The 20931-nt window shown below is 71.3% G+C and carries 21 protein-coding genes and 1 pseudogene; 4 read left to right on the forward strand and 18 right to left on the reverse strand.

Annotated elements, in window-relative coordinates:
• Positions 1 to 52: 52 nt before the first annotated feature.
• Both WME98_RS07675 and WME98_RS07680 read right to left on the reverse strand, forming a co-directional pair.
• A complete protein-coding gene (locus WME98_RS07675) occupies positions 53 to 1606 on the reverse strand; it encodes a hypothetical protein (RefSeq protein ID WP_437950687.1) in 1554 nt (517 codons plus the stop codon).
• Between the two features lie 38 nt (positions 1607 to 1644).
• Positions 1645 to 3240 (reverse strand): hypothetical protein, encoded by a 1596-nt coding sequence (locus WME98_RS07680; protein ID WP_437950688.1) that lies wholly within the window; start codon positions 3238 to 3240, stop codon positions 1645 to 1647.
• 1051 nt (positions 3241 to 4291) lie between these two features.
• On the opposite strand from WME98_RS07680, the gene WME98_RS07685 reads away from it, so the two are divergent.
• A complete protein-coding gene (locus WME98_RS07685; RefSeq protein WP_437950689.1) occupies positions 4292 to 4849 on the forward strand; it encodes a hypothetical protein in 558 nt (185 codons plus the stop codon).
• Between the two features lie 27 nt (positions 4850 to 4876).
• Here the strand turns inward: WME98_RS07685 and WME98_RS07690 are convergent.
• The 3 genes and pseudogenes from WME98_RS07690 to WME98_RS07700 form a co-directional block, all read right to left on the reverse strand.
• Positions 4877 to 5098 (reverse strand): annotated as a pseudogene (locus WME98_RS07690) (IS1 family transposase); the annotation flags it as partial.
• A complete protein-coding gene (locus tag WME98_RS07695; RefSeq protein WP_437950690.1) occupies positions 5077 to 5460 on the reverse strand; it encodes a DUF6968 family protein in 384 nt (127 codons plus the stop codon). The pseudogene WME98_RS07690 and the gene WME98_RS07695, both read right to left, overlap by 22 nt.
• Entirely contained in the window at positions 5427 to 5714 is a 288-nt protein-coding gene (locus WME98_RS07700; RefSeq protein WP_061629061.1) for a hypothetical protein, read from the reverse strand. Before WME98_RS07700 ends, WME98_RS07695 begins: the two co-directional genes overlap by 34 nt.
• Before the next feature lie 562 nt (positions 5715 to 6276).
• Here WME98_RS07700 and WME98_RS07705 point away from each other — a divergent pair.
• Positions 6277 to 6621 (forward strand): hypothetical protein, encoded by a 345-nt coding sequence (locus tag WME98_RS07705; protein ID WP_437950691.1) that lies wholly within the window; start codon positions 6277 to 6279, stop codon positions 6619 to 6621.
• Positions 6622 to 6796: 175 nt separating this feature from the next.
• On the opposite strand, the gene WME98_RS07710 is transcribed toward WME98_RS07705, so the two are convergent.
• Positions 6797 to 7618: a hypothetical protein gene (locus WME98_RS07710; RefSeq protein WP_437950692.1), complete on the reverse strand. Its 822-nt coding sequence runs from the start codon at positions 7616 to 7618 to the stop codon at positions 6797 to 6799.
• A gap of 236 nt (positions 7619 to 7854) precedes the next feature.
• Complete coding sequence (locus WME98_RS07715; protein WP_437950693.1) at positions 7855 to 9276, reverse strand: porin; 1422 nt, start codon at positions 9274 to 9276, stop codon at positions 7855 to 7857.
• Positions 9277 to 9823: 547 nt separating this feature from the next.
• Between WME98_RS07715 and WME98_RS07720 the strand changes: the two genes are divergently transcribed.
• Together WME98_RS07720 and WME98_RS07725 are read left to right on the forward strand one after the other, a co-directional pair.
• Complete coding sequence (locus WME98_RS07720; RefSeq protein WP_437950694.1) at positions 9824 to 12046, forward strand: SUMF1/EgtB/PvdO family nonheme iron enzyme; 2223 nt, start codon at positions 9824 to 9826, stop codon at positions 12044 to 12046.
• A 2-nt stretch (positions 12047 to 12048) separates the two neighbouring features.
• On the forward strand, positions 12049 to 13539 hold the full coding sequence (locus WME98_RS07725; protein ID WP_020739085.1) for a hypothetical protein: 1491 nt from the start codon (positions 12049 to 12051) through the stop codon (positions 13537 to 13539).
• Positions 13540 to 13751: 212 nt separating this feature from the next.
• On the opposite strand, the gene WME98_RS07730 is transcribed toward WME98_RS07725, so the two are convergent.
• The 11 genes from WME98_RS07730 to WME98_RS07780 form a co-directional block, all read right to left on the reverse strand.
• Positions 13752 to 14507 carry an SAM-dependent methyltransferase gene (locus WME98_RS07730; protein ID WP_437950695.1) on the reverse strand — a complete coding sequence of 252 codons (756 nt, stop codon included), beginning with the start codon at positions 14505 to 14507 and terminating at the stop codon, positions 13752 to 13754.
• Positions 14508 to 14542: 35 nt separating this feature from the next.
• Positions 14543 to 15415: an STAS domain-containing protein gene (locus WME98_RS07735; protein ID WP_437950696.1), complete on the reverse strand. Its 873-nt coding sequence runs from the start codon at positions 15413 to 15415 to the stop codon at positions 14543 to 14545.
• Between the two features lie 411 nt (positions 15416 to 15826).
• On the reverse strand, positions 15827 to 16513 hold the full coding sequence (locus tag WME98_RS07740) for a hypothetical protein (protein WP_437950697.1): 687 nt from the start codon (positions 16511 to 16513) through the stop codon (positions 15827 to 15829).
• A 58-nt stretch (positions 16514 to 16571) separates the two neighbouring features.
• Complete coding sequence (locus WME98_RS07745) at positions 16572 to 16778, reverse strand: hypothetical protein (RefSeq protein WP_437950698.1); 207 nt, start codon at positions 16776 to 16778, stop codon at positions 16572 to 16574.
• 127 nt (positions 16779 to 16905) lie between these two features.
• Positions 16906 to 17637, reverse strand: coding sequence for a hypothetical protein (locus tag WME98_RS07750; RefSeq protein WP_437950699.1), 732 nt, complete (start codon positions 17635 to 17637; stop codon positions 16906 to 16908).
• A gap of 742 nt (positions 17638 to 18379) precedes the next feature.
• Complete coding sequence (locus WME98_RS07755; protein ID WP_437950700.1) at positions 18380 to 18646, reverse strand: type II toxin-antitoxin system RelE family toxin; 267 nt, start codon at positions 18644 to 18646, stop codon at positions 18380 to 18382.
• Positions 18643 to 18921 (reverse strand): hypothetical protein, encoded by a 279-nt coding sequence (locus WME98_RS07760; RefSeq protein ID WP_437950701.1) that lies wholly within the window; start codon positions 18919 to 18921, stop codon positions 18643 to 18645. The genes WME98_RS07755 and WME98_RS07760 overlap by 4 nt, the downstream gene beginning before the upstream one ends.
• A gap of 83 nt (positions 18922 to 19004) precedes the next feature.
• Positions 19005 to 19208 (reverse strand): hypothetical protein, encoded by a 204-nt coding sequence (locus tag WME98_RS07765; protein WP_129578484.1) that lies wholly within the window; start codon positions 19206 to 19208, stop codon positions 19005 to 19007.
• 363 nt (positions 19209 to 19571) lie between these two features.
• Complete coding sequence (locus tag WME98_RS07770; protein ID WP_437606230.1) at positions 19572 to 19805, reverse strand: hypothetical protein; 234 nt, start codon at positions 19803 to 19805, stop codon at positions 19572 to 19574.
• Between the two features lie 55 nt (positions 19806 to 19860).
• Positions 19861 to 20115 carry a hypothetical protein gene (locus tag WME98_RS07775; protein ID WP_437950702.1) on the reverse strand — a complete coding sequence of 85 codons (255 nt, stop codon included), beginning with the start codon at positions 20113 to 20115 and terminating at the stop codon, positions 19861 to 19863.
• A gap of 60 nt (positions 20116 to 20175) precedes the next feature.
• Complete coding sequence (locus WME98_RS07780) at positions 20176 to 20760, reverse strand: thioredoxin family protein (protein ID WP_437950703.1); 585 nt, start codon at positions 20758 to 20760, stop codon at positions 20176 to 20178.
• Positions 20761 to 20931: the final 171 nt, after the last annotated feature.

Consider the following 20931-nt stretch of genomic DNA (forward strand, 5'->3'; position numbering starts at 1 on the left):
ATGCCCCCCGCACAGGGGAGGACGCCCGCCGGCTCTCGAACGCGAGCCCGGACTATTCAGGGAAGCGAAGCGTCTCGACAGCGGCGCCGTCCTCGCCCGAGAACATGTTGCCCTCCCAGTCCCAGCTGATGCCGCCCTTGCCCGGCGGCCCCAGCAGGAAGGTGACGCCCTCCACCGTGAGCTGGTCCTCGTCGATGTAGGCGATGCCGATCGAGTCGGCGCCGCGGCCGGGGCCGCCATAGCCCCCGTCGCCCCCGTCGCCCCCGTTGCCCCCCTCACAGCCGTACGTGCCATCGCCCACCGCGCCGCCCGGCGCGCCTCGGCCGGGTCTGCCGCCTCGCTCCGGCCGGCCCCCCTCGCCGCCCGGGCCGGCGTCGTTCGTCTCGATCGTGATGTCGCGCACGGCGAGCCGAGCCTGGAGCGCGACGATGCCGATGCTCGGATGGCCGTTGCCGCCCCCTCGTCCCCCTCGGCCGCCGCAGCCGCCAGCCCCGCCCGATCCGCCCCCCGCGCCTCCCCTGGACGCCACGCCGCACGCGCTGAGCCCCCCCCGCCGGCCGCCGCCCCCGCCGCCGCCCTGGCCCGGCATGCCCCGGGTGCCGTCGCCGCCTCGGTCGCCCTCCCACCCTGTCTCGGTGATGCGCCCGATGCCTTTGCCCGGCGCACCGGCGGTGCCCGGCGTGCCGTAGCTGCCGAAGTGCCCGTTGTGGCACCCCATGCCCGGCGGGTCCCCGGCTCCGCCGCCGCCTGAGTACGCGGGAGCCGACATCGGACGGGGCGCGCCGTCGCCCCCGTCCTCGGCGCCGCTGGGAAGCCCGTCCCCGCCCTTGCCGCTGACGCTCGGGAGCCCGCCGTCGCAAGGGTTCACGATGGCAGGCCCGCCGGCCACGGTCTCCGCCGAGCACGCGTCGCCGCCGTACTTCCCGTGCGCGCCATCGGGGGCTCGATTGAGCCCAGGCCACCCCTCTCCGGGTTCGCCCCCGATTCCATAGTAGGAGCGAATCCAGCTCCGGGTGAGCTCCACCGCGGTGTCGGATCGAACCATGATGGCAATCGGGCTTTGCGCGAAGAAATCCACGTCGGCGATCGTCGAGATCCCGTCCGCTGCGCCCGAGTCCCCCGCGCTTGCCGGTTCCACGGTGAGGACGAACTCGTGGCGCCTGCTCACCTCCTCGTGCTGAACGATGGTGCGCACGCCGGCGAGGCGCCCCCAACCGTTGATGCAGTCGTACCCTCCGAGGAGATCCACGCCGGAGGGCAACGCGATAGGACCGAAGAAGCCGTCGTAACATGCGAACACACGGCCTCGCCCGGTGCGCGCGAGCTCGATGCCGCGCTGGAGCGTGCGCAGCGGCTTCTCCCGCGTGCCGGGGTTCGCATCGTCGCCGCTGCCGAAGAGGCCAGCCACGAACACGCCGCACCCGTCCTCCAGCACATCGGCGGCGAGACGCTCGAGGCAGAACGACTCCGGCGGCGCCTCATCGTGGCACGAGGCGGCGCCGTCGCACGGCGCTCCGCCGGGGTCGACGGCGTCGGGCGCGGTGCTGCATCCGGCCACGAGGAGCGGGAAGACAAGCAACGGACAGGTCGCTCGGGGCATGTTCATGGTTCTCCCTCGACGGCGCATGGTGCACAGGGGGCCCTTCAACGCGGCGGTCCCGGATCGGGCACATCGAACTGGCGGTAGGGCATGGAATCGCCAGTGCCGCCCTTGCCGCCTGTTTCGCCGGGAGCTGCATTGCCTCCGGGCCCCCCGTCGCCGGCGTGCCCCAGGTGTACCGTGGCCCCCGGTCCGAAGGTCACCGAGGCGCCGGCGGACGCGACGCCGTAGGAGGAACCGCCGAGGCCGCCCCCGGCATCGCCCCCGCGACCGCCGTCGCCTCCAAACCCGCCGGGGCACGCGGGCCACAGGTGCCCATTGCCACCATTGACCTTGCCACCGTGACCGCCTTGCCAACCCACGCCCCCCGCTTGGCCCGTTCCGCCGACGCCGCCGTTGCCGCCGTTGCCCGCAGTGACCTCCGTCGCCACGAGCGTCACCGCGCTGCCGTACAGCGCGACGATACCGATGCTCGTTCCGCCGTAGCCGCCCCCCTTGCCGCCCTTCCCCCCGCAGCCGCCGCTCCCGCCCGAGCCGCCGGCCGCGCCGCCCTGGGGCCTGCCCACATCGCACGCGACCATGTTCCCCCGCGCCTTGCTGCCGCCACCGCCGCCCCCCCCTTGGCCGACGCCGCCTCTCTTCCCATCCTCGCCCCGGACGCCGGTCCAGCCATCGATGCCGAGGTAGCCGGTGCCGGCGGCGCCGGCAGCGCGCTCCCGGTCGACGCCCTTCATGCCCGCTTCCCCCGGTGAGCACGGCAGGCTGCCCGCACCGCCTCCTGGATGGCCATAGCCCTCGGGATTCTCCGCCGGCGCGGGCTGCCCGGCCGCTCCGTCGCGCCCTGAATCAAGCCCGCCGTCGCCCCCGGCTCCGCCCACGGACTCGATGCCGTCGTCGCACACGGTCACGACCGGCAGGGCCCCCACGGCGATGTCCGCGGTGCACGCGTCCGCGCCGTCGTTCCCCACCACGCCGTCCCTGGCCCGCTCGCTGGGCGCGTCCTCGCCCGGCTCCCCGTCCTCGCCGTTGCCCGCGACGATCGCGCTCTCCCGCACGATCGCCCTGGCCTCCTGGCTCAAGATCATCGCGATCGACGATTTGCCGTCGCGCGCCGAGGCGTCCGCCGCCATGACGTGCACCCCGAAGATCGTCGACGTCGCGTCCTCGCCCCCGAGGACCCGCACCGGGATCCCCGCGGGCGGAGCGATCGTGGTCCGCTCATCGGGCCCGACGACCGACCACGCGTACGACCAGTCGCCGCCGTCCCCACAGCGACGGGCGCCCCAGAGGTCGACCCCGGAAGGCAGCGCGATCTCCTCCTCGAAGGTCTCGCCGCACGCGTACACGCGCCGGGTCGGCGGCTCCCCGTCGCCTCGTCCGTGCGCGGCGAGCCCGATCGCGTGCTTCAGGGTCCTCACCGGCGCGCTCTTCGTGCCAGGGCTCGCGTCGTCGCCCGACGACGCGCTGACGAACACCCCGCACTCGTCCAGCGGCGGCGCGGCGCCGAGCTCTCCGTCGCACGGATCCGGCGGAGGCGGCGGCAGCGCCGGCGGGGGTTCGTCGCACGTCTGCTCTTCCCAGCAGTGATTCCCCAGGTACAGGCACCCCGAGACGCCGCTCACGCCCACCAGGCCCAGCACGAGGAGCGCAAGAGAACGCCGGCCCCGAGCCCTACCCGCCAGAGCGACATGACGCACGAAGCCACGGTACGCATGCTGTACGCGCAGCGTCAATCGCCGAGAATCTTCATCAAACGCCCCACAAAACGAGAAAATTCAGGCCGACGCAGGAAGCGTTCGTCGCGTGTGCAGGAGGCAGCCACGACCTGTCTCGAGCCACCGCGACGCCGGTCCGCCTTCCGCCGAGCGCATCCTGGTCCATCGCGACCCGGCTCGCCGCGCCACCAGGACGCATCCTGGTCCATCGCGACCCGGCTCGCCCGCGACCACAACGCGTTCTGGTCCCCTCGCGACCACGCTCGCCCGCGACCACAACAAGTTCTGGTCCCCCCGCGACCGCGCTCGCCCGCGACCACAACATGTTCTGGTCCGTCGCGACCGCGCTCGCCCGCGACCACGATGCGTCCTGGTCCTCCCGCGAGCGCGCCGGCAGCGGTCGCGTTTGCCCCCTCTGGGTGATCGAGGTGGTCGCAGTTGGATTCCGGGCCGTGGGCTCCGGCGGAAGTAGTGCTGCCCGCGGGTGCTGGTAACACCCCGGGCAGCGTGGCCGAACCCCGAATCCCCGGAGTCCGACATGCCCACCTGCGGGAGGTCCGGGTGACGACAGCTGCACCATCCTCCGCGGCCCGGCGCGGGCGGCGGCTCTGACGGCGGGGGCTCGGCTCCGGCTTGCCCGCTACGGGCGGCGCAGGGGCCACAGGCGCAGCCGGCGCGCTGGAGGCGCCCCGTCCGTTCGGCAGTCCCCGACGGCCGGCTCGGACGGGCGGAGCGCTTTGGCCTCGGAGGCTCCCGGGCACCTCGGCCAGCGCCGCCGAGCCGAACTCAGCGCAGCACATGGCGGAGGATTATCACGCACCGCTGCCTTGACCGGAACGCGATGCCGTGCGAGCGAAAATCGGATGAACAAGAGCCGCTACGAGCTTGAGACGTTGCGCCGTCGTGCGCAGGAACGATGTCAGGGCTGCGCGGACGCACTGTCCCGCGCCGCTGCGGAAAGAGGAGGAGGCACCGGATGCTGTTCAATCATGTAACCGCCGAAGCTGATATGACCGTAAGGTTGCCAGATGGCAATTATGAAGCGCTCGCCGTTATGGGAAGCAGTGTACTACATGGAACGCTGGTCGAGATCACGATGACGCAGGCGATCCCAACGGGCACCTCTCAGGCAATAAGAGGCTACATAGCCATAGCGCAAACTTTCGATCATGCGGCCAGCGAGCTCCTGGAGACGATCTCGCACCATCGAAAAGGCAACGACTTCAAGGTAAAAGGAGGACTGTCGCGAGTCGACATCCGCCCCAAGGGCGCGCCGCTTATCCGGCTGCGGTTGCACGGCGGCACGGTGGTGGATGTTCCGTCGTGGACCAAGGCTTTTCGCGTCAAGGGGACGCAAGATTCTTTACGCGACGGTCCACAATATATGAACGCAGAGACCATCAACACGCTTGAGTTGTTGGGGGACTCCATCGACCGATTCGTCGGCGGTGCCGTCCTATACCGACCAGGCCCTGGCGCGGATTTCGTCGTCAATGCGTTCGTTGAATGTGCGCTGCCAGCGACAGACGATTAGCTGTGCGTAGCCTCGGCGACGCCCCTGTATGTCGAACAGGCTCAGCTGCACCATCCCCCTCGACTCCGGCGCGGGCGGAGGTGACGGTGGCGTGGGCTCCGGCTCCGGAGGGGCCACCCGGTGGGGGGGCGCAGCCGGCGCGCTCCCGACCAGCCGGAGGAAGCCCCGCCCGTTCGGCAGCGCCCGGTTGGCGTTCAGTGGGCGGATTGCTGAACGGTCAAGCAGGGTTATATCGTCGGGTGGATCAGTGACGGCAGACCAAGGTCGGCGCTGTCGCCCCATTTGAGCTCACCCGCGTCGCGCCACGGCTTGAGCAAGTCGCCCACCTTGCACATCGCCAGGAACAGCGCCTGGAACGGATCGGAGCCAATCGCGTGGTCGAGAACCGGAGCCTTGAACGACTCCTCAATCTCGATATCAACGATCCATTCATTCTCTCGATGAACGGGACTGTGTGGCCTGCTGAGCAGGATGCGAACCTTGCGCGTGAAGGTTCCGTCATTCGGCGTGAAGTCCAGATGTCTTGAGGCTACCACGTTTCCGTCGTGCATGCCCGGTAGATAGGGCAGCGCTGGCGTCAGCGGAAGTTGTTGGTGCAGAAGTTCGTCCATTCCCGACCGCCCTGATTCGCGGCGGCCCAGCACTGCTTCTTGAGCCCCCTTGGGCACGCGAAACGACAAAACATCTCACGAGAACTCTGTCGCTTGCCGGCGAGCAAGCACGCCTGCTTGAGGCGCGGCTCGACTGCCGCATCAGCGTCTTCATCTATCGGCTCTTCTGCCTCTCCCGGTTCCGCGATCTCGTCCACTGACTGGACCACGCAGGACGACATGAACACGGCGGCGATGATCGTAGCGATCCTCATCGTCCTTCGCGAATGCGAGCCGCGGGCCACGCGGCCGTGAGCGCTCGCGTGACATGAGCGCGCTCGCCACCTCGACCCGTCACTGCGTATTCTAGCCTGGAATAATCGGCGATGAAGCGCCGAATCGTGACAGCAATGGAGGTCTGGGGCGAGCCGACCGCCCGGGCGCCAGGCGGCCGGCGTCCTACTCCGCGCCGTCCCGCAGGTCGCCGGACAGGCTCAACTGCACGGGCGTCCGCTGCTTCGGCCGCCACGCGAACAGGTCGAGCTGACGAGAAGGCTCCGGCGCGGGTGCAGCTGGCTCGACAGCGGCCGACCTGGCGGGTGCTGCGGCGGGCCGCGAGGGCCGGCGGAGAAGCCACAGGGCAGGCGCCGCGGACGGCGGGCTGCGGGGCGGCAGGTGCCGACGGCGCAGAGCCACCCGAGACGAGCCGGAGCCATCCCTTGCCACCGGGGAGCTGCCGGACCGGCCCGGTCTGCGCCGACAGGGTGATCCACTGCTACGAGCGAACCAGGCATGCCCGCTAGCACTGTCGGTAAGGCCGTGGCACCATCGATCGCGATGGCTCGAAAGTCGCGAGAAGAGAAGGACCGCGAGCAGGCCGTGCTGGAGGAGCGGGCCGAGCGCACATACACGGCCGGCTTGGCCAGGCTCGCCGACGTCGAAGCAGCGCAGCGGTTCGCGAACAACGGGCCGTCGGGCCAGGAGCCGGGCGCGAGGTACTACCACAACCTCGGATGCTTTCTGAACCGTAACCCCTTCCACGCGAGCAGGTGGGAGTGGGAGGCGCTTGTGAACTTCGCTGAACGCGCGGAAGCGGCAGGCAACGCGCCCGCCGGGTTCGCTGCCGCCGCGAGGGCGCGGATGCTGCGCGCCGAGGAGACGCGCGACTTCCGGCGCGGTTAGCGCTTACGGCGAAGTAGTCGCAGTTGGAGCGGGGTGGTCGCGTTTCAGGCAAACGCAACCACGACCAGCGCGCTCGCCCGCGACCCCAATGCGTCCTGGTCCGCGGAGACGTATCTTGTGAAGAGCGCTTGTCTTTTTACGACAACGTTAGCAACATCACAGCCACATGCTCGACTCACGCCGGATGGGCCAGGGGCTCCTCTTCCGCTTCCGGCGGCGCGGCGGGCGCGGAGGGCGCCTCGGTGTCGTCGCCGGCCTCGCTGCTCGATCCAGCGGGCCGCGACTCCCACGCCGCCAGCGGCGCGAGCAGCGCCGCGCTGACCTCCTCGCTGCCGGGCACGTCGGGATCCGCGTGCGCGGCGACCCTGGCCGCGTAGTCGCGGAGGGCGGCGAGCGTCGCCAGGAACGCGGCGCGCACGTCGCCCGTCGGCGCGCTCTCGGGCTTCGGCGCGGTGATGTGCAGGGCCCGGCCGTAGGCCTCGTGCGCCTCCTCCAGGTGAGCGAGGAACGCCTCGCCGCCCAGCTTCTTGAACGTCCTTTCGTGCCGCGCGCCCCGGATCGCGTCGAGGCGCGCCTTCGACTCCTTCCATTCGAGCTTGTACGGGAGCCGGGTAAACGAGAGGCCGTCCGGGTAAAGGAGCTTGAACAGCTCCTTCGCCTCATCGAGGCTCGGGTTCCGCTCCGGCGGAAGCTTGCACCACCCTCCGAGCCAGTCGAACGTCCCGCTCCACGCGTTGTCGAGGAGGCGATCGGCCTTCGGCTTGGTCTTCGTCTCCACCGGATCGCCCCCTTGCGGCCGGGTGAGCGCCTCGAGCGTGGCGACGGCGGCGGCGAGGCGGCCCTTGGACCGCCCGATCGCCTCCGGGAGCTTCTTCGGCCTGAGCTGCCGCTCCCTGGCGTCGGCGACCGTGATGAGCTCCGTGGCGAGCACGACCGACTCGGCAGCATTGAGACGGGGGAGAGCGACGAGGTCCTGGGAGGTGAATGAACGAGCCATGGTGAACTCCTTCCCTGAAACGGCGCAATCGATCGCGCCGGGGAGGAGCGCCATGGCAAGAACGAAGCCACGCGCGGCACCTCGGAGACCCGTGCTCTCCACCGCGCCGCGCATGTTTCTGGCCAGGCTCGGCACGCCAGGCCTGGCCGGCCAAGGCAGGCCAGAGGCCGGCCAGGCCGCGTGCACCGGGGCTCATGGCTCGAGCGTGAACGCTGCCCTCCGGCGCCCCCTCCCCCTCAGAAGCTCGCGTCGAGCTGGAGCCGAGCGACGTGGCGGCCCTCGGAGGCGTCCTTGCCGAAGATGTAGAAATAGTCGCCCTGGAGCTTCAGCGCATAGCCGTTCAGGTACACATTGAGCCCGCCGCCGACCTGCTTGCCCTGCGCGTCGACGAGATCGACGAGCTTCGGATCGGTGCCGCGCTGCGCGAAGATCTGGTCCCAGCGCGCGGCGACCTCGACGTGGTCGGTCAGCAGGTAACCCGCCTGGGCGAAGTAGCCGTAACCCGACCGGGTCCACTCCCGCACGACCGCGCCGTCGACCTCGCCTTCGAAGGAGTCCCGCGCGGCGTGGCGCACGACGGCCTCGGCCGCGAGCGAGAAGCCCGCGTATTTGAAGATGAGATCGGCCGCGCCGTGCAGGTAGTCGGCCGCGCCGAGCGAGAGCGTCGTGCCGAAGGTGCTGTGCTGGCGGTTGGTCTGATGGTTGTAAGCGCCCGTGACGCCCACCGCGAGCCGGGGCTTCGCCTCGCGAGAGAGGTCGCCGTCCTGATCGTCGTCGAACGCGCCGAACGGGCGGACGGCGAGCCGCGCCACCGCGAGCGGGCCGTGCTTCTGGGCGCCGAAGCGGTTGCGCCCCTCGCCGCCGCCGAGGAAGAGGTTGTACTGCAGCCTGCCTCCCAGGCCGAAGAGATCGGGCGACGAGAGCATCAAGCCGACGTCGCGATCGAGGTTGAACTCGCGGACGGCGATCGGGCGTTCGGTCTGCTGGATGGAGACCTCGCGCAGGGTCCGCGCCCGGTTGAACGGGGCGAGGAACTGGCCGACACGCACGTTGAGATCGCGGATCCCCGTGTGCTCGACGAAGGCGTCGAAGATGGGAGAGGGGCTGTCCTTCTCGAAGTCGTTGCCGCCGAAGGCGAGCTGCACGTTGTACTTGAGATCGGGCGAGACGAAATGGCCGCTCGTCGTGAGGCGCACCGTCCTCACGTTGATCTCGTGCGTGTCGTCCTCCGCGGTGTGCGTGAACGTCTCGCGGATCTGCACGCGGGCCCGGATCGTGGACGAGAAGGTGTCGTCCGCCGTCCTGACGGTGAAGCCCTTTCCAGGAGCGGCCGTGACCTTGACGTCGCCGCCCTTGTCCTTCGGCGCGGCGGCGGCCTCCTTCTCGGCCGCCGCCCGGCGCTCCGCGTCGAGGCGCTCCAGCAACGCGCGCTGCTGCCGCTCGAGCTCCGCGACCCGGCGACTCAGCGGCTCGACGCCCTCCGCCGCCCCGATCTCCTGCGGCGCCGGCGGCGCCGGGGGCGGCGGCGCGGGCGCCGGGGCCGGCGGGGGCGCCGCGGGCGCCTGCGCAGACGCCTGGAGGGGGAGCGCGGCGGCGAAGAGCGAGAGCGCCGCCGCCGCGCGGACCGTGTGCGACTTCTTTCGATGGATCGATTTCAAGCGTCCTGTCCTCGGATCAGACCCTGTGCTGCGCGCCCGGCGGCACGCGCCGCCGGCGCGAAGGCGCACCACGCCCTCGCCGACGGCGGCCCCTCGCGCCCCGCGGCCTGCGCTTCGCGCCACACGCGCAGACGCCAGACCGCCGCCGCGAGCGCCCAGCTGAGATCAGCCACGCCAGCGGAGAGCCACCGTGCCGACGTCCAATATAACGGACAACGGCATCTGTCAACACATCCTGAATCTTCGACAATAGCGCTCAAAAGCCGACGACTGTGCGCCAGGACACGGGAGCGGCGACATCCGTCATACCGGACACCTGGGGCGCCGGGGGCGGCCGGCGGCGCCCGCCGGGGGCGGCCGGCGGCGCCCGCCGGGGGCGGCCGGCGGCGCCCGCCGGGGCGCGGCGGCGGAGGGCGGGCGCCGGGGGCGGCGCGGACGCCCGACCGCGCGAAAGAGTTCCAACCTGCCGCCGCCGGGCCACTAAGATGACCCCGACGCACGCACGAGGCGCTCCGATCGGCGCCCCGCCGCGGTGCGCAGGGATCTCATGAGCCAGAACTCGGACCGCCGCGATCCGCTCAACATCGCCGGAAGCCTGATCGCCGACAAGTACAGGGTCGATCACGCCGTCGGCGAGGGCGGCTTCAGCGTCGTCTATAGGGCCGAGCACGTCATCTGGAAGCAGCCCGTCGCCCTCAAGTGCTTCACCCTCCTCGCGGACGCGCCGACCGAGCAGCGCGAGCAGCTGCTCCAGGCGTTCATCCAGGAGGGCAAGCTCATGGCCGAGCTCTCCAGCCGCTCGGCCGCGATCGTCCAGGCGCGCGACATCGGCACCTTCAACGCGCCGGACGGGCAGTGGCTGCCCTACATGGTCCTCGAGTGGCTCGACGGCAAGCCGCTCGACCAGGTCCTCTACGAGGAGACGACCCGGGGCGCGCCGCCGCGCGATCTGCTCGCGACCATCGCGCTGCTCGAGTCGGCGGCGGTCGCGCTCGAGCTCGCGCACTCGCGCGGCATCGCGCACCGCGACATCAAGCCGGCGAACCTGTTCGTCATCGGCCCGCCGCGCGACGCCGCGACCTTCGTGAAGGTGCTCGATTTCGGCATCGCCAAGGTGATGGCCGAGCACGCGGCGGCGGCGACGGCGCTCGCCCACACCGGCAAGGACATCACCGCGTTCACCCCGAGCTACGGCGCGCCCGAGCAGTTCAGCCGCACCCACGGCGCGACCGGGCCCTGGACCGACGTCTTCGCGATGGCGCTCATCATGATCGAGGCGATGCTCGGCGGAGCGCCGGCGCTGCAGGGCGACGACTACCTCCAGCTCGCCGTCGCGAGCCGCGATCCGTCGCGCCGGCCGACCCCGCGCACCCTGGGGCTCACCGTCAGCGACGAGGTCGAGGCGGTCTTCGAGAAGGCGCTCGCCGTCGCGCCGGCGGATCGGTTCCCCACCATGGGCCGCTTCTGGGCGGCGCTGCGCCGGGCCGTCTTCCCGGACGATCCGGCCTGGGCCGTCGCCACGGGCAACGGCGCGCCCGCGCCCACCTCCGGGGCACAGGCGGCCCGCGGCTCCGCCCCGCGCATGTCCTCCGCCCCGCGGCTGTCCTATCCGCAGGTCGCGGCGACGCTGGCGGCGCCCGCGACGGCGCCGGGGCCCGCCGCCTCGGCCAAGCCGACGTCGGTCGCCGTCGACACGAGCAGCACGGGCGGCACCGCGAACGACGCGGCGACGCAGCGGTCGGCGGCGGCGCCGAGGCCTTCGGGCGCGCTGGCGCTCGGCGGCGCCGCGCTCGCGCTCGCGGCCGGCGGCGCGCTCGTCTGGGGCCTGCTCCGCTCCGAGCCGCCCGCGCCGGAGGCGCCGCCGGTCGCTCCGGTGGCCACCGCGTCCGCCACGGCCGTCGCGACGGCGAGCGCCGCGACCGCCGCGGCCGCGGTCCCCGCGCGGCGGACCGAGTGCCCCTCCGGCATGGTGCTCGTGCCCGGCGGCAAGTTCTTCATGGGCTCCGACGAGCCGGGCTTCAAGCTGTGGCAGCCGGCGCACAAGGTGACGCTCGACACCTTCTGCATCGACATCCACGAGGTGACCGCGGGCGACTACAAGGCGTGCTCGGACAAGGGCGAGTGCAAGCGGCCACCGACCACGCCCGACTACCCGAAGGCGGACGGGGTGTCCGACGCCGAGCACCAGAAGGCGCTCACGGTCCTCGCCGAGCACTGCACCTTCGGCAAGCCGGGGCTCGAGAAGCACCCGATCAACTGCGTGCCGTGGAGCCTCGCGGACGCGTACTGCGAGGTCCACGGCAAGCGCCTGCCGACCGAGGCCGAGTGGGAGTACGCGGCGCGCGGCTCCGACGGGCGCAAGTTCCCCTGGGGCGACGAGCCCGGCGACAAGACCTTCATGAACGCGTGCGGCATCGAGTGCACCGCGTGGGAGAAGGCGCACGGGCTCACGCCGAGCACGCGCATGTACGACGCCGACGACGGCTTCTACGGCACGGCGCCGGTCGGCTCGTTCCCGAAGGGCAAGACGAGGTTCGGCGCCCACGACGTCGTCGGCAACGTCTGGGAGTGGACCGCGGACTGGTTCGAGACCTACAAGGACGAGGAGCAGGTGAACCCGAAGGGGGCGCCGGCCGGCGATAAAAAGGCGATCCGGGGCGGCGGCTACAACGGCGGCGTCCTGCTCTGGCTGAACCCGGCGTTCCGCTTCCACCAGCTCGCGACGGCGAGCGCGCCGGGCATCGGCTTCCGCTGCGTCACGAACCTGTAGCCGTGCCGGTCCCCGCCTCGCAGCTCGCCAACCCCTCGATCGCCGGCCCGCTCGGCACGCTCGCGTTCTCGCAGGTCCGCCCGCTGAGCTCGTCGCTCGCGCTGCGCGCGATCCGCTGGCACCAGAGCCTCGAGCGGCTCGGGGTGGTGCTGCCGTTCGCGATGGTGCACGACGCGGGCCTGCTCTTCTCGACGCCGCGCGAGCAGCTCGAGATCGGCCCGCGCTGCGACGCGAGGGAGCTCGCGGGCCGGCTGCGCGACGCGGAGCGCATCCTGGACGGGTACCGGTCGATGCTCCGGGAGCTCGCCGAGAGCGAGGCCGCGCGCTGCGCGGCGCAGCTCCGGATGAGCGACGATCTGGTCACGGTGGTGCTCTCGCGGCTCTTCGGCGCGGTCGCGGCGCGCACCCACGCGGCGCCGGCCTACCGCGCGATGCTCCCGGCGGACGCGGCGCTCTTCGAGGGGATCGAGCCGCAGCTGCGCGGCCTGTTCCTGTCGGCGCGGCGCGAGTTCGAGCAGCGGGCGCTGGAGGCGCTCGACATGTCGCGGCTGTACGTGCTCACGATGTCGGACGCGCTCGACGTCGAGACGCTGCGCCTGTTCGGCATGCTGGGCTCGGAGGCGTCGGCCGGGGCGCTCGCCCAGGTCGACCTGCTCGCGGCGCTCTCGTCGCCCGAGGCGAACGACATCGTGAACTTCTCGCTGGAGATCCTGCCGAGCGTGCTCGAGACGAAGACGCGCCCGGCGGCGGGCACGTCGGCGGCGCACGGCTACTCGGGGCTCGGCACGCGCGGCTCGATCGACAGCATGGTGCTGACGGAGCTCGCGTGGGACGACGTGGAGCTCGCGCGCCGGATCGCCGACAACGAGGTGCTGTATTTCGCGCGGGAGCAGAGCCGGGACGAGCAGCGGCGCATCCACTACCTCCTCATCGACGCGTCGGCCTCGATGCGCGGCGATCGCCAGACGTTCGCCCGCGGGATGGCGATCGCCACGGGCAAGCGGCTGCTGCTCGAGGGCGAGGACGTGGCGTTCCGCTTCTTCGACGCGCGGCTCTACGAGCTCTACCGCGCGAAGAACGGCCAGCTCCCCACGGCGCACCTCTTGTCGTTCAAGGGGGAGCGCGGCAGGAACCCGGCGCGCGTGTTCGCCGAGCTCGCGACGGACCTCGATCTGACGCGGCACCACGATCCGCGCACGCCGGTGGTGCACCTGTTCACGCACGCGGCGCTCTACATCCCGCGGGAGATGGTGCAGGCGGTGCAGAGCCACGCGCACATCTCGGCGGTGTTCATGCTGCCGTCGGGGGGGCAGCTCGATCTCGACTACCTGGACCTCCTGGACGCGCACTGGGTGGTCGACCACGCGACGGTGGCGAGCGGGGCGGCGAGGGCGAGCGCGGCCAAGGCCATCCTCGTCGAGAAAGACCGGCCCGAGGAGGGAGGTGGCGGTGCACGGCGCCTGGGGGCCCCGCCGAACTCGCACGCGCCCTGAACCTTACCCTGCGGGTAAGGCCCAGGGCGCGTGCTCAGACATCGGCCCATCCCCCAGGCGCCGTGCACCGCCACCTCCCTCCTCGGGCCTACGGGGGTAAAAGGGGGGCGGGTCGAGGATTGCCGCGGGACGCGTGAAGGGGGCGATTTTGCGGGGATGAGCGGTGCCGAGGGCGCGGGCGCATGGATGGGTGGTGGGAGCGCGAGGGCACCTCAGTGGTGCGCGATCAAGCCCAGCATGTCGAACGGGCTCGACTCGTACTCTTCCCGGGTCAGGAAGTTGTCGAGATCGAGCCACTCCACGAGGGGCCGGCACTCACGCACCTTCCATGGCTTCATGAGCGCCGCGATCTCCTCGGGCGTGCGCGGGTAGACCTGGACCCCGGCGAGGGCCGCGGCGCCGTTCAGCTGGTGCGCTGCGGCGACAGCGCGCGCCTCGATGAAGCTGAGGGCCAGCACGCTGCCAGGGGCGCAAAACGCGTGCACCCTCCGCAGGAGGTCGCTCAAGCGCTCATCGTCCATCATGTACGCGATGCCGATGCACCCCACCGCGACGCGACGCTCTGCGCCGAAGAACTGCGCCGCCGCGGCCAGGAGCGACGACGGCTCTCGAACATCGGCCTGGACGTAGCGCATGTTCGGCTTGTCCGCGAGGAGCTGCTCGCCGTAGATCACGCTCACGGGATCGATGTCCGAAAACAGGATGCGCGCCTCGGGCAGGTAGTCGTTGAGGTGGCCCTGCGTCGGCAGCCCCGAGGCGAAATCGAGCACGTTCGTGATGCCCGCCTCGGACCATCGCTGTCCCACGAGCTGGATGAACCAGCGGTTGAGCTTCGCCCATTTCGGATAGGTTGGTACGAGGTTCATGATCGCCGCGGCCGCGCGGCGATCGACGTCGTAGTTGTGGTGCCCGCCGAGAACGTAGTCATAAACCCGGCCGACGTGCGGCTTGGTGATGTCGATCTCCATGGTTCCCTCCTAGAGCGAGCGCGCGGCGCGCCCCTTCAGCGGCCGCGGTACGAGCGAGCAGCCCCGCGCTGCGGGAGCGGGCTGCCGCACACGTCGAGCCCTTCCCGCCGCAGCGCGTGGACGATGCCGCTTTGAAGGTTGGCCAGGACGACGATGCCCGCGAGGGGCATGCCCTGGTCGGTCAGCGCGCGGGCGGCCTCCGGGCGGATGCCGACCAGCACCGGGTGGGCGCCGAGGAGGTCGAGCGCGCGCGCGGTGCGCACGAGCGCGGCGACGGCCTCCGCGTCCATCGACGGCACGCCGGTCACGTCGATGATGGCGGTGCGCGCCTGGCGGTCCACCACCTCGCGCAGCAGCGACTCGGTGATCCTGCCCGCCCGCTCGGCGTCGAGCTTGCCGATGAGCGGCAGCACGAGGATGTGGTCGTGGACGGGCATGATCGGCGTCGAGAGCTCGAGGATCACGCGCCGCAGCTCGCGCTCGCGGTTCTGGATGGCGCGCTCGAGCGCGAGCTGCATCTCGTCGCGCTGGACGCCGATCGCGCTGTTCTCGTGCTCCGCCACCGCGTCCACGAGCAAGGTCAGATAGTCGTTCACGCGCGCCACCTGCTCCAGCGCTTCGGGCGCGTTATCGGGCAGGCGCGCCAGCACCTCGCGCAGGAGCGCGCGGCTCAGCCCGAGGAGGGCGCGCAGCCCGAGCCCCTGCTGCCCGAGCTTGCGCCCGAGCGACAGGACCGGCGCCGCGTCGCCGGTGGCGAGGAAAGAGAACAGCTCGTCCAGGATCTGCTGCGCGACCTGCGACAACCGGAACGGCGGGAGGCCGCTGCGGTTGTGCACGGCGTTGTCCTTGAGCGCCTTCGCGGCGCTCTTCGCCAGCACCTGGCGCTCCGGGTCGATCCAGATCTGCATAGGAGGTCGACTCCCTTGGCCCTGGCCTTGGCCAGGCCGTGTCGTAGGGGTGCTCATGGAGTAGGAGGACAAGCCACCTTCGGATCGCGCAAGTTGATCCGCGCGCCAGAGGGGGGTGGAGCTCGGCGCGATGCCACGATCTGCTTGCCAAGCAGATGGATGTCGTGGCTTCGCAAGGTGCTCCCCCCCGGAGATGCGGCCCCAGGCGCGCGCAGTGTCTCTACATTACCAGTGATCTGGCCTCCTGTGGTCCATCACAGACGCAGCCCGCAATGGCGCAATCACCGTACCAGGCAGGACACGCACCTCCCGCGTACGAGGACGGATCCGGCGGGTGCGATGGCCGGCGACTCCTTCTTAGGAATCCCTCGACGCCTGCCCCCTGGCCTGCCGCGGCTCGGCTTCAGGACGTCAATGTCGTCCGATGGCGCACCCGGTACTATGTTGCCGACGTGAAGCGTCCGCGCCGGCCGGATCCGGTGCACCGTCCGGAGCCGACCGGGCGCGTGCTCGAGCGGCTCCGCGCGGAGGTCTTCTCACCCCCGCTGGCCGCCGAGATCGTTTTGCCCGGCAGCTCGCCCGGTCGGGGTCGTGCTGCGGCGGGATCTTCCCCGCGTCACCGCGCAACTTCGCCCGGAGCGCCTCCCATTGCCGCGACTCGGCCTGGATCTCCTGGAGACCCGCCGGGGTCACATCCGGGTCCGCCGCCGCCTCGATGGCGTTCCGAAGGGCCTTGTCGGCCATGAGCGATACGCGCTCGAGCGAGCTGTCGGGCAGCATCTGGCCGGGCGCATCGTCCGACGGCGGCGCCGTGTCGGCCTCCACTGCAGCGGGCTCGACGGGGCGGACCCGCACCCGCTTCGGAGCGGGCTTGAGCGGCGTTGGCTCATCGGGGCTCTTCTCGGCCCGCTCCACCTGGCCGGCGCGCGCGTGCTTCCGGTGCCGCTGCAGCGTGAGCCGCGAGACCCGGTGCTCCGAAGCCAGGTCGAGCAGAGCCTCGTCCGGGTTCGCGGCAGCGAGAGCCGTGGAGTGCGCTGCCTCGATCGCCGATCGCTTCGCCTCTGGAAGCCGGCAGATGGTGCAGCGGTCATACGTCACGCTCGGAGCGTGAAGCGTCTATCTATGCATTAGGGCATAATCGACGCGCCGCGGACGATTATGCGGTTGCCATCGCGGCCGCGTCGCTGCTCGGCGCGGCTCGCATCCTGGCCTCGAACGGGATGCCGTACACGCGCCGGCAGGCGTCCCGGTCCTCGAAGCCGCGAGGGCGGGACATGCCCAACTCCCACCGCAACACGGTGCCCTGGTTCACCCCGAGCTTCCGCGCCTTCTCCCACTGCGTCCCCGCGGCCCGCTGCAACATCACGCTGCCTTCGCTGCGCACTGGGGCATTTTGGCACACCGTTCTATGCAGTGCCGCATAAACGCTGAGCACGCTTGGGGTCGTGCGCGAAAAAGTCGCTAGGTCCCCGCCCGGAACCCCCTGGTAACTATTCGATGGGGGGGTGCATGTGGGCGCAGGAGACCTCCGTTGGCAGCGGCTCACAGCCAGCAACGCCGCGGTGATGGGAGCAGCACCCGCGGTGCGGCCCATGGCAGCGGCAGGTGGGGCTCATCGTCCCGTCCCTGCACATCAGCCCGCGCGTCTGCTCGAAGGCCGCGCGCTCAGCCTGCAGCACACGAGCCTCCGTCACCTTCACCAGCGACAGCGCCCTGCGGACGTCCGCGGCGCCTCTGTCCTTGGGCTCGATCGGGTCGAGCAGCTCACGGGCGCGGCAGTAGGCCTCCTTCGCGTCACGGCCGTCGCTCGTGAGGGCCTCGATCGCGAGGGCGGCGCGCTCCGCCGGTGGCCTGGCCGCTTCGATGGCCGCAAGGCGCGCCTTCTCCTGCTTCCGCTCGCGCTCTCGCTGCTCTCGTTCCTGCTCCTCACGACGCGCCTGGTTCGCGCGCACGGTCCTGGCGAAGACATCCGCGTCCGGGTTCGGGCGGTGACTGCTGTCCGGCGGCGAGAGGTCGTCGAACGCTCCAGAGACGATGAACGCGAACATCGCGGACAGCAGGAGTATGACGCCAGTCTTCTGGATGAACGTGAGCCCGCCCCAGCCCGATTCGTCGGCGGTCGCCTCGGCGCGCCGCACCCGCTGACACGCGTCGCAGTAGGTCTGCCCTTCCGGCGCCCGCATGTCGCACCGCTCGCAGCGCGTCGGGTTGTCGTCCCCCATGCAACCAGGCTACCAGCATCGGGAGGCGACCGACTGCCGTTTGGTGCTAGGAGCGACGCGCATCTGGCGCTCGCACCGCCGCCGTCCGATCAGTTGTAGACTGCCGCCCATGGGGGACGGCGATCGGGCCATAGGTACTGGATGCGCGGTCGTGGCCGCGCTTTTGACGGCGGGCTCGCTCTCCTTCGCGGTGGCCACGGCCGTGATGGTGCCGCGCCGGTCGCCGAGAGCGCGCCCCCTAGTGCAGCAGCAGACCGCAGCGGCTCCGCCGGCTTCGGTGGCGTCAGCCTCGGCTTCAAGCGCCCGGATCGCGGTCGGGCCGACCACACCGACACGGCCAACCGCGACCGCGCCGCCACGTGACCCGCGGGTCCAGCGCTACCGCGCGATGACACCGTCGGGCCGCGAGCAGGCGCTCCGTCAGGCTTGTCCGCGTGGCGTCTGCAACCCAGAGGCCGAGCGCCTTATCTTCGCCGCGACGGACGACGCCTACGAGGCGGCCTCCCTGCGGAACACGCTCACCAGGCTGCACGATGCCGCCTCCGAGTCCGCGCGGGAGCGGCAGCGCGCTCCCGAGCGGGCCGCCGAGGCTCGGGAGCGCGCTGCTCAGAACGTCGGCCGTGTCTGCTGCTGCGACGGCAGCGTGTCGCCAACCTGCTCCACCCCACGACGCGGATGCTGCTCACACCACGGCGGGATCTGCGCGTGCGAGTAGAGGGCACGAACGCAGGAGCGCTCCGTATCACCGGCCGCGGGGCGCGCTACACCCGGTACACCCACCAGACCCGCAGCACCCGCTCCCGTACGTCACGTCACGCGTTAGCCGCACGCGGTACGAACCGACGCGCAGGCGCAGCGTCACAGCGTCGTCCTCCGGCAGCCGGTAGAAGTCGCCCTCGCCCGCCCGGGCGAAGCGCTCGACGGCCTCATCGATCCTGGCGGCGTCGGTCCACGGGAGACGCTCCAGCGCGACGCGTCCGGGCGGGGTCCAGTCGACGATCCACGTCATTGAGGACGAGAGGCCGTGCGCCCGCGGGCCCGCATGATCCCCTCGTACTCCGCCGAAGCGCCTTCGGCTTCCGCACGCCGCCGGATCTCGGCCCTCACCTCCTCGTGCGGCGTGAAGGGCCCCGCCGCTCCGGCCGCGACCGCCTCGCGCTCCTCGTCCGAGATCTGCTCGTCGTAGACCACCGGCGCGAGGCGGAAAGCGCGGAGGACCGGATCCTCATCGTCGTCGAGGTCGGGGGCCATGGCGGGGGCGGCGCTGTCTCGTCGGGGGCTCATGCCGGCAGGGTACTACGGGCCTCCTGCCGGAGCGACGGCGTCCGGCATGGAAAATGCGCGCGGCAAGCCGGAATGCTCGCGCCTCAGCCGAGGCGCTCCCGCTCCCAGCGCTCCTGCTCCGCGATCGCGTCGTCGGCGGCGCGGACGCCCTCGACGAAGAGCTCCGCGGCCTCGGGGTCGTCAAGGTCGAGGCCGTGCCGGAGCATCACGGCGCGGTCGCACGGCGGGACCGAGCGGAGGATCTCGGCGGCGGAGCGGCGGCGGCCCACGAGCGTCGCTCCGACCACTCGGCGGCATCGACGCCCAGCCCTCGAAGGCATACCTCGGTGCCGCCAGCGAGCGCCGGAGGCGGGCGGCTAGCCGAGGAAGGCGACCGCATCGTCGCGGCGACGTGGTGCCTCGCCGCGCTCGGCGAGCGGGCGTTGCACCGAGTACACCCACCAGACCCGCATCGTGCCGTCCCATGGGTCGAACGTGGCGCGGACGTCGTAGGAGCCGCACGGTTGTGATGTCGTCTCCGGGACGCCGGTAAGCGTCGCCCTCTGCGGTAGTTGCGACGCGCTGGACAGCCGCGTCGATGCGCTCGACGTCCTGCCATGGGATCCGCTGAAGCGAGATGGTGCCCTGCGGCGTCCACTCGACTCGCTAGGTCATCGAGGAAGGGACGGTGCGCGCCCGTGGGCCCGAATGATCTCCTCGTACTCCGCCAAGGCCCCCTCGGCTTCCGCCCTCTTCCGGATCTCAGCTGTCACCACTTCGCCAGGAATCCCCGGAGCATTCGCGTCAGCCGCTACCGCGGCACGCTCCTCGTCGCTGATCTCCTCGTCGTAGCGCGTCGGCGCGCGCAGCACGGCCTGCCAGACCGGGTCGTTCTCGGGGATCACACGCTTCCTGGCGGGGGCAGCGCTGTCTCGTCGCGGGCCCATGTCCGGGAGGATACTACGGGCCCCTCGCCAGATCGACGGCGCCGGGCATGGAAAGTGTGCACGGCAGGCCGGAATGCTCCGCTTCAGCCGAGATGCTCCCGCTCCCAGCGCTCCTGCTCCGCCATGGCGGGTCACCGGTGCGGACGCCCTCGACGAAGAGCTTCGCGGCCTCGGGGTCGTCCAGATCCATGCCGAGCCGGAGCAGCACGGCGCGATCGCGCGGCGGGACCGAGCGGAGGCTCTCGGCAGCGAAGCGAGGGCGGGACACGTGCGCGAGCCTGCCACGCCGAGCGGACCTCCACCCGGATCCAATCGATTGTAATTCCCGCTAAATTCGCCCGTAATACTCCGGCTCATTGCCGGGCTTCCATTTGATGTTGCACCCGATGCTCGGGCGCTGATCCGAGGGGACGGGCGCCGACGCGAGGACCGCGTCGATGGCGGCGCGGAGGTCGCGGCCGGTCACCGGGACGTCGTTGCCAGGGCGGCTGTCGTCGAGCTGACCGCGGTAGACCAGCCGGCGATCCGGGCCGAAGAGGTAGAAATCCGGCGTGCAGGCCGCCCGATAGGCCTTGGCCACCCGCTGCGCCTCGTCGAGGAGGTACGGGAACGTATAACCAAACTCGCGCGCCTCCCTCGCCATCGCCTCGGCGTTGTCCGCCGGATAGGCGACGATGTCGTTCGGGTTGATGGCCACGATGGCCACGTCCTCGGGGCGATAGTCGCGCCGCAGCCGGGCGAGCTCGTGACGGACGTGCTTGACGAACGGACAATGATTGCAGATGAACATCACGAGGAGCGCCCGCTCCCTGGTGAAGTCCGACAACGCCACCTGCTTTCCGTTGAAATCCGGCAGCCGGAAGTCGGGCGCCGGAGTGCCGAGCTCAAGCATCGTGGACGGGGTGCGTGCCATGGCAGAAATCTCCTCTCGCTGTGACGGCGCGCACCATACCACGCGGCGAGACGGCCGCGCTCGCCCCGCGCGCACGCGCGGCGGCCCGCCCGCGCCGCCGCGGCGGCCCGGCGCGCGCCGCCGGCCCGCCCGAGATCGCCGGCCATCGCTCCGCTCGGCCGCGCCGCCATC

It is taken from the genome of Sorangium sp. So ce296 (assembly GCF_051529605.1).
GTDB lineage: Bacteria > Myxococcota_A > Polyangia > Polyangiales > Polyangiaceae > Sorangium > Sorangium cellulosum_D.

Bases quoted from the DNA above. Each gene is read 5' to 3' on its own strand.
- WME98_RS07675 (WP_437950687.1), bottom strand. From the start codon at position 1,606: ATGAACATGCCCCGAGCGACCTGTCCGTTGCTTGTCTTCCCGCTCCTC.
- WME98_RS07685 (WP_437950689.1), top strand. From the start codon at position 4,292: ATGCTGTTCAATCATGTAACCGCCGAAGCTGATATGACCGTAAGGTTG.
- WME98_RS07695 (WP_437950690.1), bottom strand. From the start codon at position 5,460: ATGGACGAACTTCTGCACCAACAACTTCCGCTGACGCCAGCGCTGCCC.
- WME98_RS07700 (WP_061629061.1), bottom strand. From the start codon at position 5,714: ATGAGGATCGCTACGATCATCGCCGCCGTGTTCATGTCGTCCTGCGTG.
- WME98_RS07705 (WP_437950691.1), top strand. From the start codon at position 6,277: ATGGCTCGAAAGTCGCGAGAAGAGAAGGACCGCGAGCAGGCCGTGCTG.
- WME98_RS07710 (WP_437950692.1), bottom strand. From the start codon at position 7,618: ATGGCTCGTTCATTCACCTCCCAGGACCTCGTCGCTCTCCCCCGTCTC.
- WME98_RS07720 (WP_437950694.1), top strand. From the start codon at position 9,824: ATGAGCCAGAACTCGGACCGCCGCGATCCGCTCAACATCGCCGGAAGC.
- WME98_RS07730 (WP_437950695.1), bottom strand. From the start codon at position 14,507: ATGGAGATCGACATCACCAAGCCGCACGTCGGCCGGGTTTATGACTAC.
- WME98_RS07735 (WP_437950696.1), bottom strand. From the start codon at position 15,415: ATGCAGATCTGGATCGACCCGGAGCGCCAGGTGCTGGCGAAGAGCGCC.
- WME98_RS07745 (WP_437950698.1), bottom strand. From the start codon at position 16,778: ATGTTGCAGCGGGCCGCGGGGACGCAGTGGGAGAAGGCGCGGAAGCTC.
- WME98_RS07750 (WP_437950699.1), bottom strand. From the start codon at position 17,637: ATGGGGGACGACAACCCGACGCGCTGCGAGCGGTGCGACATGCGGGCG.
- WME98_RS07755 (WP_437950700.1), bottom strand. From the start codon at position 18,646: ATGACGTGGATCGTCGACTGGACCCCGCCCGGACGCGTCGCGCTGGAG.
- WME98_RS07760 (WP_437950701.1), bottom strand. From the start codon at position 18,921: ATGAGCCCCCGACGAGACAGCGCCGCCCCCGCCATGGCCCCCGACCTC.
- WME98_RS07780 (WP_437950703.1), bottom strand. From the start codon at position 20,760: ATGGCACGCACCCCGTCCACGATGCTTGAGCTCGGCACTCCGGCGCCC.